The 18805-nt window shown below is 65.0% G+C and carries 15 protein-coding genes; 14 read left to right on the forward strand and 1 reads right to left on the reverse strand.

Features of this window, described 5'->3' with window-relative positions:
* Position 1: 1 nt before the first annotated feature.
* The 9 genes from CK215_RS06935 (at position 2) to CK215_RS06975 (ending at position 12311) form a co-directional block, all read left to right on the forward strand.
* A complete protein-coding gene (locus CK215_RS06935) occupies positions 2-1156 on the forward strand; it encodes an efflux RND transporter periplasmic adaptor subunit (RefSeq protein ID WP_095776656.1) in 1155 nt (384 codons plus the stop codon).
* 160 nt (positions 1157-1316) lie between these two features.
* A complete protein-coding gene (locus CK215_RS06940; RefSeq protein ID WP_095827052.1) occupies positions 1317-2009 on the forward strand; it encodes a GntR family transcriptional regulator in 693 nt (230 codons plus the stop codon).
* 27 nt (positions 2010-2036) lie between these two features.
* Positions 2037-3140 (forward strand): mandelate racemase/muconate lactonizing enzyme family protein, encoded by a 1104-nt coding sequence (locus tag CK215_RS06945; protein ID WP_095830478.1) that lies wholly within the window; start codon positions 2037-2039, stop codon positions 3138-3140.
* A gap of 325 nt (positions 3141-3465) precedes the next feature.
* Positions 3466-5130, forward strand: coding sequence for an ABC transporter substrate-binding protein (locus CK215_RS06950; protein WP_066988912.1), 1665 nt, complete (start codon positions 3466-3468; stop codon positions 5128-5130).
* 70 nt (positions 5131-5200) lie between these two features.
* Positions 5201-6154: an ABC transporter permease gene (locus tag CK215_RS06955; protein ID WP_082980280.1), complete on the forward strand. Its 954-nt coding sequence runs from the start codon at positions 5201-5203 to the stop codon at positions 6152-6154.
* Positions 6151-7035, forward strand: coding sequence for an ABC transporter permease (locus CK215_RS06960; protein ID WP_095830606.1), 885 nt, complete (start codon positions 6151-6153; stop codon positions 7033-7035). The genes CK215_RS06955 and CK215_RS06960 overlap by 4 nt, the downstream gene beginning before the upstream one ends.
* The gene (locus tag CK215_RS06965) at positions 7028-9049 is read left to right on the forward strand and encodes an ABC transporter ATP-binding protein (RefSeq protein ID WP_245418625.1); all 2022 of its coding nucleotides are present in this window, start codon (positions 7028-7030) and stop codon (positions 9047-9049) included. The genes CK215_RS06960 and CK215_RS06965 overlap by 8 nt, the downstream gene beginning before the upstream one ends.
* Positions 9050-9376: 327 nt before the next feature.
* Entirely contained in the window at positions 9377-10699 is a 1323-nt protein-coding gene (locus tag CK215_RS06970) for a homoserine dehydrogenase (protein ID WP_095830479.1), read from the forward strand.
* 124 nt (positions 10700-10823) lie between these two features.
* Positions 10824-12311: an FGGY family carbohydrate kinase gene (locus CK215_RS06975; protein ID WP_095781776.1), complete on the forward strand. Its 1488-nt coding sequence runs from the start codon at positions 10824-10826 to the stop codon at positions 12309-12311.
* A gap of 1 nt (position 12312) precedes the next feature.
* On the opposite strand, the gene CK215_RS06980 is transcribed toward CK215_RS06975, so the two are convergent.
* Positions 12313-13275, reverse strand: a complete 963-nt coding sequence (locus CK215_RS06980; protein WP_095830480.1) for a sugar-binding transcriptional regulator — start codon at positions 13273-13275, stop codon at positions 12313-12315.
* A 239-nt stretch (positions 13276-13514) separates the two neighbouring features.
* Between CK215_RS06980 and CK215_RS06985 the strand changes: the two genes are divergently transcribed.
* From CK215_RS06985 to CK215_RS07005, 5 genes are all read left to right on the forward strand, one after another.
* Positions 13515-14501, forward strand: coding sequence for an ABC transporter permease (locus CK215_RS06985; protein WP_066989390.1), 987 nt, complete (start codon positions 13515-13517; stop codon positions 14499-14501).
* 113 nt (positions 14502-14614) lie between these two features.
* Positions 14615-15553, forward strand: a complete 939-nt coding sequence (locus tag CK215_RS06990) for a sugar ABC transporter substrate-binding protein (protein WP_095827047.1) — start codon at positions 14615-14617, stop codon at positions 15551-15553.
* Positions 15554-15576: 23 nt separating this feature from the next.
* Complete coding sequence (locus tag CK215_RS06995) at positions 15577-17085, forward strand: sugar ABC transporter ATP-binding protein (protein ID WP_095776247.1); 1509 nt, start codon at positions 15577-15579, stop codon at positions 17083-17085.
* A gap of 108 nt (positions 17086-17193) precedes the next feature.
* Positions 17194-17958, forward strand: a complete 765-nt coding sequence (locus CK215_RS07000; protein ID WP_095776248.1) for an SDR family oxidoreductase — start codon at positions 17194-17196, stop codon at positions 17956-17958.
* Positions 17959-17970: 12 nt separating this feature from the next.
* The gene (locus tag CK215_RS07005) at positions 17971-18756 is read left to right on the forward strand and encodes a glucose 1-dehydrogenase (RefSeq protein WP_095830481.1); all 786 of its coding nucleotides are present in this window, start codon (positions 17971-17973) and stop codon (positions 18754-18756) included.
* The last annotated feature ends 49 nt before the right edge of the window (positions 18757-18805 follow it).

Raw genomic sequence — 18805 nt, forward strand, 5'->3', positions numbered from 1 at the left:
CATGCGTAAATGGAAAATCGCTTTGGGAACGGCGGTCGCGCTGGGCGCAATCTCGGTGGCAAGCGTGCACCTGCTCGACATGGGCAATCTCAGCCTCAGCGCCAGCACTGCGGGCGCGGCACCTGCGCCCAAGGCGTTCGTCATGCCGGTGCCGGTGGTGAACGTCGTCAAGAGGACGCTGCCGATCTATCTCGACTACGCCGCACGCGTCGAGCCGATCCGAAACATCACCCTGCAGGCGCGCGTGCCGGGCTATCTGCAGGAGCAGACGGCGCAGGACGGCAGCGACGTCAAGCAGGGCGACCTGCTTTACCGGATCGCGCCCGAGGACTACCAGGCAGCGCTCGACCAGGCCAAGGCGCAGGTGCAGCGCGACGCGGCAGCGCTCGATTACGCGCGGTCCAACCTCGGCCGTGGCACCGACCTTGCCAAGGCCGGGTACCTCGCCAAGGACAGCTTCGACCAGCGCACCAGCAACTTGCGCACGGCCGAAGCCGCCCTTGCGGTCGACCAGGCGGCGGTGCGGACGGCCGAGCTCAATCTCGGCTATGCCGAGATCAAGGCACCGTTCTCCGGACGGATCGGCCGCAACCAAGCCTCGGTCGGCACCCTGGTGAGCGTCGCCGGCACGGTTCTCAACACGCTGGTGCAGCTCGACCCGATCTACGTCACCTTCAATCCGAGCGAGACCGACCTCGTAGAGATCGAGCAGGCGAAGGCCAACGGTCCGATTGCGGTCGACGTGCTGTTGCCCGGTGAGACCGAGCCCAGCCAGAAGGGCGAGCTCACCTTCATCGACAACACGATCGATCATTCGACCGGCACGATCACCGCGCGGGCGACGATCGGCAACGCCAAGTTCACGCTGCTGCCCGGGCAGTATGTGCGCGTGCGGCTGCATGTGAAGGAGCAGCCCAATACGCTGATGGTGCCGCAGGTGGCGCTGGGTTCCAGCCAGCTCGGCAAATATCTGTACGTCCTCGGCAAAGACAACACTGTAGACCAGAAGCTGGTGTCGCTCGGCCCGACCGACGGCGATCTGATTTCCGTCACCTCAGGCATCTCCGAGAGCGACCAGGTGATCACCGGCAATTTGCAGAAGATCGGACCCGGAATGCCGGTTTCTCCCTTGCCGGAAACGAAACCGGCCAGCTGATAATCCCCCATCAGTCCCGGTCCGACGGCGCCCTCGACACCCACATCGAGGGCGCCGTTTTGTTTGCGCGCCTGCCATCCGCGAAAAAACGATAGTCACCCTCTTGTTGGATTGTCGACAATCTGCTTGTCTTGCGGTCGGTTCATCCGGAGTGGCCCACATGTCAAAGCTGGATTTCAGTCCGATCGCGGATACGACGCGCAGGGCCGAGATCGTCGCGCTGCTCAGGCGCGCCATTCTGACCGGCCAGCTGGAGCCTGGGCAGAAGCTCAACGAACTCCGCATCTCCGAGCAGATGCGGGTAAGCCGCGCGCCGCTGCGCGAGGCGATGCGCGAGCTGGTGCAGGAAGGTATCCTGACCAGCATTCCCTATGCCGGAACCTTCGTCGTCGACGTCACCGCCAAGGACATCGTCGACGCCTATTCCCTCAACAAGGTGCTCGACGACTTCGCCATCGAGCTCGCCTGGCCGCAGCGCGACCAGCGCTTCTTCGACGAGCTCGACCGCCGCCACGAAGCGGTGAAGCAGGCGACCCGGGCGCTCGACACCACGCGCCAGATCGAGACGGCGCTGCAGCTGCACGGGCTGGTCTATGAGTGGGCCGACAATTCGGTGCTGCTCGAAACCTGGCAGCGGCTGACCAGCCGGCTGCAAATGTATTTCGCCCTGCACCAGCGTGCGCGGAACGAGCCGGTACCGGCCGAGGACCTGCACGAAACCTATGTGGCGCTGCTCAAGGGCACGGACATGCGCGCCGCCCAGCGCCATGCCCGCGAGCATATCGACAACGATTTCGAAGCGCTTCTTGCCTATGCGCGCAGCCTCGAAAAGCGCGCATCGAAGGGCGCCTGACAAACCCGCGGACAAACGGACACAAACGTGAAGATCAAGAGCATAAAAGCCTACCATGTCGTGCAGCCCTTCGTGGACGGGCCCTACCGCATGTCCAAGGGCCGGGTCGCCGACTGTTTCGATGCGGTGATCGTCGCCATCACTTCCGACACAGGCGTGACCGGCTGGGGCGAGATGGCGCCGCTCGGCAATTTCTACTCGGCCGCGTTTCCCGCGGGAACGCGCGCGGGCGTGCCGGAGATCGCGCCGCATCTCATCGGCCATGACCCGCGCGGGCTGGCCGGCATCGGCAGGTTGATGGACACGGTGTTCAAGGGCCATCCCTACGTCAAAGCCGCGCTTGACATGGCTTGCTGGGATCTCGCCGCCCGTGCGGCCGACGTGCCGTTGGTAGCGATGCTCGGCGGCCGCGAGAGCGAGACGGCGGAACTTTACCGGGTCGTGACCCACGGCACGGTCGACCAGATGGCGGCACTTGCCAAGCGCATCGTTGCCGAAGGCTACCATCGGCTGCAGGTCAAGGTCGGCGGCAATGTCCGTGACGACATCGAGCGCGTGAGCGCCGTCGCATCAGCCGTGCCGAAGGGCACGGTGATCTTCTGCGACGCCAATGCCGGCTGGACGCCCTACCAGGCGCGCCAGTTCGCCGATGCCACGCGCGGCATCGACTACACATTCGAACAGCCCTGCTCGACGATCGAGGAGAACATGTCGGTGCGCCGCATGCTCGACAAGCCGATGGTGCTCGACGAATCCGTCACCTCGCTGGACGAGATGCTGGAAATCCATCGCCGTGGCGCCGCCGATGGGCTGACGCTGAAGATCTCGCGCCTCGGCGGCGTGACCCAGACGCGGCTGATCCGCGACGTCGCCGTCGATCTCGGTTTCATGATCACCGTCGAAGACACCGGCGGCGCGGAGATCGACACCGCCGCGATGGCGCATCTGTCGCTGTCGACGCCGGAAGAGCGCCGTCTGCATGCCATCGCCTTCCACGAATGGGTGACGGTACGCACCGCCTCCAACAAGCCGCCGGTCGCGGGCAGCCGCATGGGCATTCCCGACGGCCCCGGGCTCGGCATCGACGTGGTGCCGGACCTGCTCGGCAAGCCCTTCTTCGAGATCGGCTGAGATGAAGATCGGGAGCAGCGCCGCAACGCCGATCGCGCTAGCAGGCTTTTCGCTGAGCTGAACTGGGAGATCGCCAAAAGGAAAGGAGACCGGCAAATATCGAATCGAGGCGGCCACGATTTCGATCGGGGCTGCACGCCCGAGCTAGGCATGCATCAAGAAAATCTGACTTTTCCGCTTCAAGGAGCGGATGGACCGGACCAAACTGCATGTTACAGTTCGTTCGACTGAATTCTTGACGATGGCCGGGACCGGAGAACTCCACGGAACGTCGTCAACCGGAATGCACTCGCCAACCACAAGAACTGGGGAAGGGTTTAGACCCATGAGCAAGAACTACCGCGTCCTCGATCTCATCCGGCGCAACCGCACGCCGCTCGAAAATCACCTCATCGACGGCCTCATCGACGGCCGCGTCAGCCGCCGCGATTTCGTGCGCCACGGCAGCCTGCTCGGCCTGTCGCTGCCGCTTCTCGGCCGCATCGGCATGGCCGCCGGCTTCGGCGCCGCGCCCTCGCTTGCCCGCGCCCAGGGCGCGCCGGGCGCCACCATCCGCGTCGGCAGCAGCGTGCCGGCCGCCGCGATCGACCCGGTCACCATCGCCGACGCCGGCGGCCTGCTCGTCATGCAGCAGGTCGCCGAATTCCTCTGCGTCGACGGCCCCGACCTGGTGCTCAAGCCGGCACTGGCCGAAAGCTGGAAGCCGAATGCCGATGGCTCGGTGTGGACCTTCACGCTGCGCAAGGGCGTCAAGTTCCACTCAGGTGGCGAGATGAAGGCCGAGGACGTTGTGGCCAGCATCGACCGGCTTGCCGATCCCGCCAACTCCTCCAACGCGCTGTCGGTGTTCAGCGGCATCCTCTCGAAGGGCGCCAGCAAGAAGGTCGACGACTACACGGTGGAATTCCATCTCGACGCGCCGAACGGCAACTTCCCCTATATGCTGTCGTCCGACAACTACAACGCCGTCATCATCCCGGCGAGCTACAAGGGCGATTACGAAAAGAGCTTCGACGGCACCGGACCGTTCAAGCTGGAGAAGTACACGCCCAAAGTCGGCGCCTCCTTCGTTCGCAATGAGAACTACTGGGGCGAAAAGGCCCTGCCGGAGCGCACCGAATTCACCTTCTTCACCGACATCCAGCCGCAGATCCTGGCGCTACAGGGCGGCCAGATCGACATCATCAATCAGATGCCGGTGCTGGCGGGCGTCGCCGTCCTCAACGACCCGAACGTGAACGTCATCAGCCTGAAATCGTCGGCGCATCAGCAACTGCATCTACGCTGCGACGACGGTCCGATGAAGGACCCGCGGGTACGCCGCGCCATCGCGCTCAGCATCGATCGCAAGAAGTTGGTCGCCGGCCTGATGAAAGGCCGCGCCCAGGAAGGCAATGACAGCCCGTTCGCCGGGGTCTATCCGTCGACGGACACCAGCGTGCCGCAGCGCGAGCAGGACATCGCGCAGGCCAAGCAGCTGATGGAAGCGGCCGGCGCCGGCAAGGGGTTCAAAATAACGCTGACCACCGAGCGCTATCTGGAAATCCCCGAATACGCGCAGCTGATCCAGAACTGGGTCAAGGAGATCGGTATCGAGCTCGAGCTCAACATCCTCGACCAGAGCGCCTATTACGGCGATGCGGTGTTCGGCAAATCGAACTGGCTGGATTCGGTGATGGGCATCACCGACTACGGCCACCGCGGCGTGCCGAACGTCTATCTCGCGGCGCCATTGAAGAGCGAAGGCACCTGGAATGCCGCGCATTTCAAGAACAAGGACTATGACCAGCTGGCGACCAGCTATATCGCGGCCCTCGACCTCGAGGCGCAGAAGGCTGCAGCCGGCAAGATCCAGAAGCTGCTGCTCGAGGAAACGCCGGTGATCTTCGGCTATTTCTACGACTACCTGACTGCGACGGCGAAAGGCGTGGCGGGCGTGCAGCCCACCGCCATGTCGCAGCTGTTCCTCGAAAAGGCTTCGAAAGCCTGACGCGAGGGAGCAAGCTTCTCCCTGACAGCCGGCTCTCGACGGAGAGCCGGCTCCAATAGGAGTATTCGCCATCCTCGGCTTCCTCACCCGGCGCCTGGCTCTGTCGCTCGTGACGCTGTTCCTGCTCAGCGTCATGGTGTTCCTGGGCGGCCAGGTGCTGCCCGGCAATGTCGGGCGCGCGATATTGGGGCCGTTTGCCGACCAGCGCGCCGTCGACGCGCTCAATCACTCGCTCGGCGTCGACCGGCCGCTGCTCGTCCAGTACGGAAGCTGGATCTGGAACTTCCTTCATGGCGACATGGGCACGTCCTACATTTTCCGCGCGCCGGTGGCGCCCTTCGTCATCGACGCTTTGGGCAATTCGATGAAGCTGGCGCTCGTCGCCTTCGTGCTGGTGGTGCCGATCGGCATCCTCGGCGGTGTCATCGCCGCGCTCAACCTCAACCGGCCGCTCGACCGCATCATCAGCCTCGGCGGATTGTCGGTGACGGTGCTGCCCGAGTTCGTCACCGGCATCATCCTGATCCTGATCTTCGGCGTCTGGCTGCGCTGGCTGCCGATCGCGGCGGCCTGGCCGAAGGGTGCCGGCGTCTTCACCCAGCTCTATTATCTCATCCTGCCGTCGCTGCCGCTGTTTCTGGTCCTGTTCGGCTATATCGCTCGCATGGCGCGGTCGGGGATGATCGAGGCGCTCGATTCCGACTATACGCGCACCGCGGTGCTTAAAGGTCTGCCCTGGCGTACGGTGATCTGGCGGCATGTGCTGCGCAACGCGCTATTGCCGACCATCACCGTCATCGCAACCCAGACCGGCTACCTCATCGGCGGCCTTGTGGTGATCGAGACGCTGTTCCGCTACCAGGGCATCGGCTCGCTGATCTTCACCGCCGCCCGCGGCAAGGATTTTCCGATGCTCGAGGCCGGCATCCTTACCATCGGCATCGTCTATGCGGTGGCCACATTGATCGCCGATTTCCTCTATTCGGTGCTCAATCCGCGCATCCGGCTGGGAGCGGAGCAATGAGCGCGACAGACACACCCGCGAACCTGCCAACGCCGGACGCCGCGACACAGCGCAGCCCCTGGGGCGAGGTGCTGCATTCGTTGTTGCGATCGGGGACCTTCCTGACCGGGCTCGGCATCGTCCTGTTCTGGATCGTCTGCGCGCTGTTCGGCGAGCATTTCGTCCCTTACGATCCGCTTGCCGACGACATCATCAACGCGCTGGCTCCACCGTCGGCCGAGCACTGGTTCGGCACCGACCAGATCGGCCGCGATGTCTTCTCGCGGGTCATCGTCGGCTCGCGCGATATCCTGACGGTGGCACCTTTGGCCACGATTCTGGCGACCATTGCCGGCACCGCGCTCGGGCTCGTCATCGGCTATTTCCGCGGCATCGTCGACGATATCGTCAGCCGTATCCTCGAAGCCTTCATGGCAATCCCGGTGGTGATCATCGCACTGCTCGCCATCGTTGCGCTCGGCACCTCCAAGATCACCGTGATCGTCGTCATCGGCTTGAGCTTCGCACCGATCATCGCCCGCACGGTGCGCTCGGCGGTGCTGGCCGAACGCGAGCTCGATTATGTCGCGGCGGCAAAGCTTCGCCACGAAGGCGCGCTGCACACGATGTTCGTCGAGATCCTGCCCAACGTGATCCCGCCGATCCTGGTCGAGACGACGGTGCGTCTCGGCTATGCGATCTTCGCCGTCGCCACGCTCTCCTTCATGGGCTTCGGCATCCAGCCGCCCTCGCCCGACTGGGGACTCTCGATCTCCAGCAATTACGGCATGATCGGCGGCGGCTTCTGGTGGACGGTGCTGTTCGACGCGCTGGCGATCGCCTCGCTGGTGATCGGGGTCAACCTGGTGGCCGACGGCGTCCATGGAGCGTTCAATGACTGACAGGAACGCGCTCGAGCTCAACGATCTCTCGGTCGCCTATCGCGTCGGGCGCCGCAACCGGGCGGTGCTGCGCAATGTCAGCTTCAAAATCGGCCGCGGCGAGGCCTATGGGCTGGTCGGCGAATCCGGCTGCGGAAAGTCCACCGCGGCGCTGTCCGTGGTGCGATACCTGCCGCGCAACGGCTCGATCACCGGCGGCTCGATCGCACTCGACGGCCAGGATGTGATGAAGCTCGATGCCGAGGCGCTCAGACGCGCCCGTGCGGAAAGCGTCTCCATGGTCTATCAGGATCCCGGCAAGGCGCTGAATCCATCATTGCGCATCGGCCGCCAGCTCACCGAGATCTTCGAGCTTGCCGGCACGTCGGGACAGGCGGCGAGCGACAGGGCGATCGCGATGCTCAATCTTGTGCGCATCTCGGATCCGGCCAGCGTCATGCAGCGCTACCCGCACCAGCTTTCCGGCGGCATGCAGCAGCGCGTGGCGATCGCGATGGCCTTGGCCAACGACCCCTCGATGCTGATCCTCGACGAGCCGACGACGGGTCTCGACGCCACGGTCGAAGCCGAAGTGCTCGACCTCATCGCGCAACTGCGCCGCGAGCTTTCGGCCTCAATCTTGTTCATCAGCCACAACCTCGCCGTGGTCTCCAACATGTGCGACCGGGTCGGCGTGCTCTATGCCGGGATGCTGGTCGAGGAAGGCTCGACCAAGGACGTCTTCAACGATCCGCGCCATCCCTACACGGTCGCCTTGCTGCGCTGCCTGCCGCGCGGCGGCCAGCGCAAGGACCAGGGCCGGCTCGACACGATCCCCGGCTTCCTGCCCGGCATCGGCGCCACGATCGTCGGCTGTGCCTTCGCCGACCGCTGCGCGCTGGCGACGGAGCGCTGCCGCAGCGAGCCGCCGCCGCTCTATGAGCTTGGAGGCGGCCGGCTGTCGCGCTGCCACTATCACGACAAGGCGCAGTCGCTGCCGCGCGCGACACCCGCCGAAATTGCCGCCGTCGCGCCGAAGCAGGCGCCGCCCGTGCTGCAGGTCGAGGGACTGAACAAGACCTATGCCAGCCATGGCCGTGCATTGAGGGCGGTGAAGGACGTTTCAGTCAGCCTCCGGCCCGGCGAAACGCTCGGGTTGGTCGGGGAGTCCGGCAGCGGCAAGACCACCTTCGCCAGGCTGCTGCTCGGCCTCGTGCCGCCGGACGAGGGCGGCAGCATCGAACTGGAGGGCAAGCAGTTGGCGCCGCGGCTTGCCAGCCGCTCGGAGGAGCAGGTCAAGGCGGTGCAGATCGTCTTCCAGAATCCGGATTCGGCGCTCAACCGTTCGCATTCGATCCGGCATATCCTCAGCCGCGCTTTGAAGCGGCTGGGCGGGCTCACCGGCAAGTCGCTGGAAACGCGCCTCGAAGAGCTCGTCCGCTCGGTGCGGCTCACCGACCGGCATCTGGCCGTCAAGCCGCGGCAGCTTTCGGGCGGTCTGAAGCAGCGCGTGGCGATCGCCCGCGCCTTCGCCGGCGATCCGCGCATCGTCGTCTGCGATGAGCCTACCTCGGCGCTCGACGTGTCGGTGCAGGCGGCGATCCTCAACCTCTTGGCCGACCTGCAATCGAAGCAGGACGTCAGCTACATTTTCATCTCGCACGACCTCGGCGTGGTGCGCTATCTGTCCGACAAGATCGCGGTGCTCTATCTCGGCCGCATCATGGAGTTCGGACCGTCGGAAGCGGTGTTTTCCGGCCCGCATCACCCTTACACGGAAGCTCTGTTGTCGGCCGTTCCGAAACTCGACCGGACGGAAAGCTCGCGCATCCGCCTCGACGGCGAAATCCCGAGCGCGGCCAACCCGCCCACGGGTTGCGTCTTCCACACGAGATGTCCGCGCAAGATCGGCGCGATCTGCGAGACGCAGGAGCCGGAACTAAGCGAGGCCGAGCCCGGGCACACAATCCGCTGCCATATTCCTTTCGCGGAGTTGGCAAGGCTGCAGAAGCCGAGGGCCGTGGAGCCGGCATAGTCGCCGCCAGAAAGCGGCCGCGCCTGCTGGATTCGCTGCGCCGATGGCTGGCGCAGGGCGGCAAGCGCGCTGACACCATCGCGCTGCCCCGTTAGGGACGTCCACAACGTCCGGCCGGGCGGAACCTCGTTTCGAACGCCGCATAGGGCTCCCTCGCGCCTTCCCTCTATCCTGCCGGACATTCCCTCTCCCCGCATCGTCAGTCTCGTTTGAGCTCAATCCTAAGACACCGCCGAAATGTCGGTTGAAATATTTTTCAAACGGTCATAGGAATGTTCAAAGAGTGATTGCGGCGCGGGCGGCGCGCCAAGGACCGGAGGAAGCGACATGTCCCATCCGCAATTCGCAGCGGAACTCCTGCAGCGCGCTGAGAAACAAGGACCGATCACCATCGGTCTCGCCGGCGCCGGACAGATGGGAACGGATATCGTCGTTCAGGTCGCACTTATGCCGGGCATGCGCATCGGCGCCATTTCGGAGGTCAGGCCGCAGGCGGCGATCGATGCGGCGCTGCTTGCGGGCCATGACCGCTCCGATATCGTGCAGACGCCCAATGCCCCGGCCATCGATCGCGCCATCGAGGCCGGAAAGATCGCGGTCACCGAGGACCTGCATGCGCTCGCCGCCGCCGGTCGTATCGACGTGATCATCGACGCAACCGGAAATCCCAATATCGGCACGCTGTTCGCGCTCGAGGTGATGAAGAACGGCAAGCATATCGTCATGCTCAATGTCGAGGCCGACATCACCATCGGCCGCTTCCTGAAGGAAGAGGCGCGCAAGGCCGGCGTCGTCTACACAGGTGCGGCCGGCGACGAGCCTGCCTGCACGCTGGAGATCATCGGCTTCGCCAAAAGTCTCGGCTTCAATATCGTTGCCGCCGGCAAGGGCAAGAACAATCCGCTGAAGTTCGACGCCGTGCCGGCCGACTACGAGAAGGAGGCGGCCGAGCGCAACATGAATGCGCGCATGCTGGTCGAGTTCGTCGACGGCTCGAAGACGGCAATCGAGATGGTGGCGATCGCCAACGCGACGGGACTAGTGCCCGACGTGCCGGGCATGCACGGCCCGACCGCGACGCTCGAAGAACTAGCCAGCGTGCTCTGCCCGCGCGAGGATGGCGGCGTGCTTCATCGCAAGGGCGTTGTCGACTATTCGATCGGCAAGGGCGTCGCGCCCGGCGTGTTCTGCATCATCGAAACCAAGCATCCGCGCGTGCTGGAGCGAATGATCGACCTCAAGGTCGGCAGGGGCCCCTATTTCACGATCTTCCGGCCCTATCACCTCACCAGCCTGGAAGTGCCGCTCTCGGCGGCGCGCGCCGTGGTCTACAAGCGCGCCGACATGGAACCGCTCGACCATCCCGTGGCCGAGGCGGTGGCGGTGGCCAAGACCAGTCTCGGCACCGGCCAGTCGCTCGGCATGATCGGCGAGAACGACTATCGCGGCTTCGCCATGACCTGGGAAGATGCGCGCGCCAAGGGCGCGCTGCCGCTCGGGCTTGCCGAACGCGCCAAGGTGGTGAAGCCGGTCAAGGCCGGCGACTTCCTGACCTATGAAAACTGTGTACCCGACGATTCGATGGTGATAACCCAGATCCGCCGTCGTCTCGACCAGTCGGACGGGCGGTTCGTAACCAACGCGGCCTAAAGCGCGTCGCGCGGGAAACGGATCCAGGCGACGCGCTTTAGGTCCTTGTTTTTATGCATGTCGTTTTCGCAAAACCGCTGCACACTTTTGCGCGACATGCTCTAACCCTCCGGATCCCAGCCTGATGGACGATGTGGTAATCGGGATCGACGCCTCGACGACCGCCGTGAAGGCGATTGCTTTCGCGCGCGACGGCTCGGAGCTTTTCCAGGCACGCGAGACCTATCCGCTTTCCAATCCGGCGCCCGGCCATTTCGAGCAGGACGCCGAGCATTGGTGGGCGGCGCTGCTGTCGGCGCTGCAACAAGTCGCCAAGGCGATCGATGCCTCACGCGTGAAAGCCATCTCAATCGCGCACCAGCGCGAGAGCTTCACGCTGATCGACAACGCCGGCAAGCCGCTCATCCCCGCCATATTGTGGCTCGACGAACGCGCCCGCCGCCAGGTGGCGCGGCTTTCGGAAGAACTCGGCCGCGAGGCGATCCGCGACTGGAGCGGCAAGCCGCCGGACCCGACGCCGGCGCTCTACGCTTTGGCCTGGCTGATGGAGCACCGGCCGCAGGCGCTGGCGGAAGCGGCCGCGCTGGTCGACGTGCACGCCTTCTCCGTCCACCGGCTCACGGGGCGACTGGTCACCAGCACGGCGAGCGCCGATCCGCTCGGCCTGCTGGACATCGCGCATGGCGTCTGGCACCCCCGACTCGTCGAGGCGGCGGGCCTGCGGCCGGAGCAACTGCCGATGTTGGTAGCCCCTGGGGAGGTCTGCGGCACGTTGTCGGAAAGCGTCGCGGCGGCGATCGGCCTGAAGGCCGGCACGCCGGTTATTGCGGGCGCCGGAGACGGCCAGGCGATGGGCCTCGGCATGGGAGTCTACGGGCCCGGCAAAAGCTATCTGTCGTTGGGCTCAGGCGTCGTCAGCGGAAATTATTCGGGTACGGTGATAACGTCGGATGCATTCCGCACGCTGGTCTCGCCGACCGGCTCCGGCTTCATGCTGGAGACGGTGCTGCGTTCCGGCATGCAGTTGGTCGACTGGATCGTGCGCACCACCGGCGCGCCTTCGGCCGTGGTGCTGGAGAGAGCTGCGAAGGAAGTCGCGCCAGGCAGCGACGGATTGCTCGTCATGCCCTATTGGGCCGGCGTCATGAGCCCTTACTGGGACGGCTCGGCGCGCGGCGCTATCGTCGGCCTGTCGCTCGATCACGAGCCAAAGCATCTCTTCCGCGCGGTGCTGGAGGGCATAGCGCTGGAGCAGGCGATCGCCACCGAGGCGATGGAGGAACAGACCGGCAAGGCCGACGCGATGATCGCGGCCGGCGGCGGCACCAATTGCGCACTGCTGATGGAAATCATGGCGAGCGTGCTCGAGCGCCCGCTCTTCGTCTCGCCGGTCAACGAAGCAGCGGCGCTGGGAGCCGCCATGCTCGCGGCCTCGGCAATCGGCTGGTTCGCGTCACCGGAAGAAGCGGCAAAGGCGATGGCGGCACGGCCGGCACGCCAGGTCGATCCTGTCGAGGCGCTTGTTCCGACCTACCGCGCACGCAAAGAAGTCTATCGTGATCTCTATCACGCGACACGCGATATCCACACGCGGCTCGGCGCGATTACCTGAACTACCGGCTAAGCAGCCCCTTGGCCGCGTCTTCGTCGGTGATCAGCACCGAGACCTTCGTATTCGCAAGTGCGGCGCGCATGACGGCGATCTTCTCCCGCCCGCCCGACACCAGGATGGTGATCGGAATGTCGGAGAGATCCTGCAGCGGGTAGGCGCAGACGCGGCGGTTGACCTCATGGTCAACGATGCGGCCCTCGGCATCGATGAAGTGGCAGAGGATATCGCCGACCGCGCCCGCCGCCTGCAATTCCTCCAATTCGCTGGGCTTGATGAAACCGTAATTGGCGATCGGGCTGTCGTTGGAAAAGGAGCCGACGCTGAGCACGGCGATGTTGGCGCGCCGCGCCCTAAAGACCACATCCTGGACGCTGCGCTGGCTCATGAAGGCATCGCGCTGCTCCGGCCTGTCGGCATAGACGGGCACGGGCAGCAGATAGCATTCGGCGCCGATCTTCTCAGCGAATTCCCAGGCGCTCTCGGTCGGATTGAGCGGCTGCGCATGGGTGAGGCCGCCAAGCATCGAGACCACCGTGGTCCTGGCGATCGGCCGCCTGGGCAATTCGTTGATGGCGAATTTCAGCGTCCTGCCCCAACCCAGTGCGATAACGTCGCCCGGATTGACGTTGTCGGCGAGATAGGCGGCGGCGGCATGGCCGATCATCAGCGGCGCGTTGCTCCTGTCGGCAGCCGACGGCACGACCACCGCCTGGCTGAGGCCGAAGCGCTGCTTCAGGCGTTCCTCCAGCTGCACGCATTCGACGACGCTGTCGCGAATGCGGAACTGGACGACGCCCTCCTCGCGCGCGGCCGACAGAATCCGGTGCACCTTGATACGGCCGACGCCGAGGATCTCCGAGATCCGCTCCTGTGTCAGCCCTTCGACATAATAGTGCCAGGCGGCTCGGGCCTTGAGCTCGGCATCCGGAAAACGCGAGACCTTGTCGTTCTCGATCACCGCCATGCTTTATGCCTCCGTATGCGCTCGACTTCCCTATGGCAAACTGTCGGTTCACGCAAACTGCCGCCGAATGGCTGCGCGGCACTTGACAATTTTCTGATGAACGTTTTAGCTGAACAAAATTGCATATCAAAGATAAATTGTTCACAAGGGAGGATGCCTGGTGAACAAGAGCGGAAGGCAAGGCACGCCTAACCGCTGACGGAGGAGACGAAGTGGCCGTGAGCAACGAGACGAGCGAGTTGAAGGCTGGCACCGGCGCCGCGCAGGCCGCTTCCGGTGCGAAGCTTTCGGCGCTGTTTGCCGGAACGATGGGACCACTGATCGGGCTGGTGCTGCTGTGCCTGGCGCTGGCGCTGACCACCGACACCTTCCTGACGGTACGCAATATCCTCAACGTGCTCGACCAGGTGACCGTCCTCGGCATCATGGCGATCGGCATGACGCTGGTCATCCTGATCGGCGGCATCGACCTTTCCGTCGGCTCGGTGCTGGCGCTGGCCTCGATGGTGATGGGCTATGTCGCCTATCCCGACTATCTCAATCTCGGCGTCCCGGCGGGCATCGCCGCGGCGCTCGTCGTCGCCGCCCTCTGCGGCCTGGTGTCGGGCCTGCTGGTGACGGTGACGAAACTGCCGCCCTTCATCGCGACGCTTGCCATGATGTCGGTGGCGCGCGGCCTCGCCAACATGATCACCGACGGCTCGCAGATCGTCGGCTTTCCCGACTGGTTCACCAACCTCTCGATCGTGCGCCACTTCGGCTTCCTGTCGGTCACCGTCGGGCTGATGATCGTGCTGGCGATCGTCTTCGCCATCTTCCTCAATTACCGCGCCACCGGCCGCAGCCTCTACGCGATCGGCGGCAGCGCCGAGGTTGCCCGCCTCTCCGGCATTCCGGTGAAGTCGCTGACCAACTGGGTCTACGCAATCTGCGCACTGCTGGCGGGACTGGCCGGCATCGTGCTCGCGGCCCGGCTCGATTCCGTGCAGCCGAGTTCGGGCGTCGGCTACGAGCTCGACACGATCGCCGCGGTGGTGATTGGCGGCGCCAGCCTTTCCGGCGGCATCGGCTCGATCGGCGGCACGGCGATCGGCGTCCTCATCATCGGCGTGCTGCGCAACGGCCTCAACTTGCTCGGCGTGTCGCCCTTCATCCAGCAGGTGGTGATCGGCGTGGTGATCGCGCTGGCGGTTGCCACCGATACCTGGCGGCGGCGCCGCCAATAGGAATTCGCCCGGATGTCCGGGCGGAACGGATCGGTCGATCCGAGACTGGGACTGTCCGGCCGAGGGCGCCGCGATGCGCAGGCGGGCAGATTGGACACCAACGGAGGAAAAACATGCTGACCAAACGTTCACTGCTGCTTGCGGCCGCGGCCATCGTCCCGCTGCTCGGCCTGTCCGATGCCGCCTCGGCCAAGGACGCCAAGAAGCTCGGCCTTGCCGTCGCCAATCTGCAGGCGGACTTCTTCAACCAGATCAAGCAGTCGGTCGAAGCCTATGCCAAGGAGAAGGGCATCGAGGTCATCACCGTCGACGCCAAGGGCGATTCGGCCACGCAGGTCAGCCAGGTGCAGGATCTCGTGACGCAGAACATCGACGCGCTGATCTATATCCCGGCCGGCGCCACCGCCGCGACCGTGCCGACCAAGACCGCGAAGGCCGCCGGCATCCCGGTGGTCAATGTCGACCGCAACGCCGACGGCGCGCCCGGCGACACCTTCATCGCCACCGACAGCGTCAACTCGGCCAAGGGCGTGTGCGACTACATCGCCAAGCAGGCCGGCGGCAAGGGCGAGATGGTGATCATCCATGGCCAGAAGGGCACGACGCCGGAAGTCGACCGCTCCAAGGGCTGCGGCGAGGCGCTCAAGGCCTATCCGGACATCAAGGTGGTCGGCGAGCTCTGGAGCGATCAGTGGCACCAGGACGAAGGCTTCAAGCTGGCGCAGGACCTGCTGCAGGCCCATCCGAATGTCTCGATCATCTTCGGCCAGGCCGACGCGCTGGCTCTGGGCGCCGCGCAGGCGGTCAAGGTCGCCAACCCCGACCACAAGGTCTGGATCGCCGGCTTCGACGGCGACGTTGCGGCGCTCAAGGCGCTGAAGGACGGCGTGTTCGACGTGACCGCGACCCAGCAGACGCAGGGCATGGGCCGGCTAGCCGTCGATTCGGCCATCAAGATCGTGGCGGGCGAGAAGCTGCCGGCCGAGCAACTGCAGGACGCGACCCTGACCACCAAGGACAATGTCGCGCAATTCATCGAGAAGCATCCGTAAGGCGGCAACCGTTGAGCGCCACGATATCCACTGAACCTCGCCATAGCGAAGGCCCGCATAACGGGCTCTTCGTCAACGGCCTCTGCAAGAGCTACGGACCGGTGCAGGTCCTGGCCGATGCGAGCTTCGAGGTGCGGCCGGGGGAGGTCGTGGCGCTGCTCGGCGAGAACGGTGCCGGGAAGTCGACGGTGTCCAACATCATCGCCGGTTCGACCAAGCCCGATGCCGGCACCATCATCTGGCGGGGGAAGCCCTATTCCCCGGCCAATCCCGCCGCGGCCATCGAGGCCGGCGTCGGCATGATCCATCAGGAACTGAAGCTGCTGCCGGACCTATCGGTGGCGGAGAATGTCTATGTCGGGCGGCTGCCGATGCGCGGCGGCCGCATCGACCGGGCAACCATGAACGCGAAGGCCTCGGCGCAATTGAAGCGCCTCGGCCTCGACGTCTCGCCGGAGCGCAAGGTGCGCACGCTGCGCGTCGCGGCACAGCAGCAGGTGGAGATCGCCAAGGCGCTGACGCTAAATGCCGAGCTTCTGATCCTCGACGAACCGACCGCCGCGCTCGGCGGCGAGGAGACGGAGCTGCTGTTCAAGCAAATCCGCAAGCTCAAGGCCGAAGGCATGTCCTTCATCTATATCAGCCACCGGCTGGACGAGATCGCTCAGATCGCCGACCGTGTGGTGGTAATGCGCGACGGCCGCATCGTCGCCCGGCACGAGCGCGCCGACATCCCGGTGCGCACGGTCGTCGAGCAGATGGTCGGACGCAGCGTCGAACGCATGTTCCCGAAGCTGTCGGCGCCGGGTACCGAGACAGTGCTCGAAGTCGAGAACCTGTCCTCGCCGGAGCGCAGCTTCAACAATGTTTCGTTCGCGGTGAAATCGGGCGAAATCCTGGGCATCGCCGGGCTGATCGGCGCCGGCCGCACCGAACTGGTCAGGGCGATCGCCGGCGCCGATCCAATCTCGTCCGGCGCGGTGCGGGTCGCGGGCCAGCCTGTTCATCTCAGCGGCCCCGCGGCTGCGATCAGGGCCGGCGTCGTGCTGGTGCCGGAGGACCGCAAGGAACAGGGCGTCGTATTGGAGCAGACGATCGGCGAGAACCTCGCCATCGGCAATTTCGATCATGTCGCACCGAAGGGCTGGGTGTTTCCCAAAGCGGTTCAGAGGTTCGCCGAGGCCGGCATATCGAGGCTCGGCGTCAAGGGTCGGCCGAACCAGGCGGTCTCAAAACTTTCCGGCGGCAACCAGCAGAAGGTGATCATCGCCAAATGGGTGTCGCGGCCGCCCAAGGTGTTCATCCTCGATGAGCCGACGCGCGGCATCGACGTTGGCGCCCGCGCGGCGATCTACGACGTCATCGCCGACCTCGCCCGCTCGGGCATGGCCGTGGTGGTGGTGAGCTCGGATCTCGAGGAGGTGCTGGGGCTTTCGCACCGGGTTCTGGTGCTGAGCCGGGGCCGCCAGCGCGGCATCCTCGATCGCGACGAAGCAAGCAATGTCGCCGTGATGGAACTCGCCACGAGCTGAGGGTACGGCAGATGGGAATAAAGCGCAGCAGGTGATAGCCTCCCAAGCACCGGACCGCGCGGGGCGCCAGCAGGGCTGGCGCCCCTTCTTTCAGGGAGAGGGAGAAAGATGAAACTGTTCGATATTGATGGCGACGTGGCGCTGGTGACGGGCGCCGGCAGCGGCATCGGTCAAGCGATCGCCATCGGTCTGGCGGAAGCCGGCGCCGATGTCGCCTGCTTCGGCCACAGCTCGAAGGGCGGGCTGGAAGACACGGCCGACAAGATCAGGGCGCTCGGCCGCAAGGCGCTGGTGCTGACCGGAACTGTCACATCGCAGAGCGATCTCGCGGCAGCGGTCGAACGCATCGAAAAGGAACTCGGCGCGCTGACGATCGCGGTCAACAATGCCGGCGTCGCCGGTGCCGAACCCGCCGAGACGCTGCCGATGGAGAAGTGGCAGAAGCTCTACGACGTCAATGTCAGCGGCGTGTTCCTGTCCTGCCAGGCCGAGGCGCGCGTCATGCTGCCCCGGCGCAAAGGCTCGATCATCAACATCGCTTCGATGTCCGGCTCGATCGTCAACCGCGGCCTGACGCAGGCGCACTATAATTCGTCCAAGGCGGCGGTGATCCACATGTCGAAGAGCCTCGCCATGGAGTGGGCCGATCGCGGCCTGCGCGTCAATGTGGTGAGCCCCGGCTACACGCTGACGCCGATGAACAAGCGGCCGGAGGTCGCCGAGCAGGTCAAAATATTCGAGCGCGACACGCCGATGGGCCGCATGGCGAGGCCTGAGGAAATGGTCGGGCCGACCGTGTTCCTGGCGAGCCGGGCCGCGAGCTTCGTCACCGGCATCGACCTCATCGTCGATGGCGGCTTCGTCTGCTGGTAGGAGAAAGAAAAAGTGCAGAAGCGTTTCGAAGGAAAGACGGCAATCGTCACAGGCGCCAGCGGCGGCATCGGTGCGGCCATGGCGAAGCGTTTCGCGGCGGAAGGTGCGGCGGTCGTGATCAGCGCCATTGATCCGCGCGTCGACGAGGTCGCCGCCGGCCTGAAGGCTGCGGGCGCCAAGGTCGCCTCGATGCGCATGGACGTGACGAAGAAGGACGAGGTCGAAGCGCTTTACGATCTCGCGGAGAATGAATTCGGTCGGGTCGACATTTCGGTGCAGAACGCCGGCGTCATCACCATCGCCAAAATCGAGGCGATGACGGAATCCGAGTGGGACAAGGTGATGGCGGTGAACACGAAAGGCGTGTTCCTGTGCTGCCAGGAAGCGATCGCGCGCATGCGCAAGCACGGCCAAGGCGGCCGGCTGATCAACACCGCGTCCGGCCAGGCGCGGCAGGGTTTCATCTACACGCCGCATTACGCCGCGTCGAAGTTCGGGGTTGTCGGCATCACGCAGAGCCTGGCCAAGGAAGTGGCCAAGGAAAAGATCACCGTCAACGCCATCTGCCCCGGCATCATCGACACCGACATGTGGGCCTATAACGACACCGCATGGGGCAAGCTGCTCGGCGACTACAAGCCGGGCGAGCTGATGGCGGAATGGGTGAAGAACATCCCGATGGGCCGCGCCGGCAGCGGCGAAGACGTCTCGGGCCTCGTCAGCTTTCTTGCCAGCGATGACGCGGCCTACATCACCGGACAGACCATCAATGTCGACGGCGGCCTGATCATGTCGTGAGAAGGCCTGCGATGCGGTGAGTGACCGCGGCGCCAGCCTCACTGCGACC

Origin of the sequence: Mesorhizobium sp. WSM3864, from assembly GCF_002294955.1 — a bacterium.
Classification (GTDB): domain Bacteria; phylum Pseudomonadota; class Alphaproteobacteria; order Rhizobiales; family Rhizobiaceae; genus Mesorhizobium.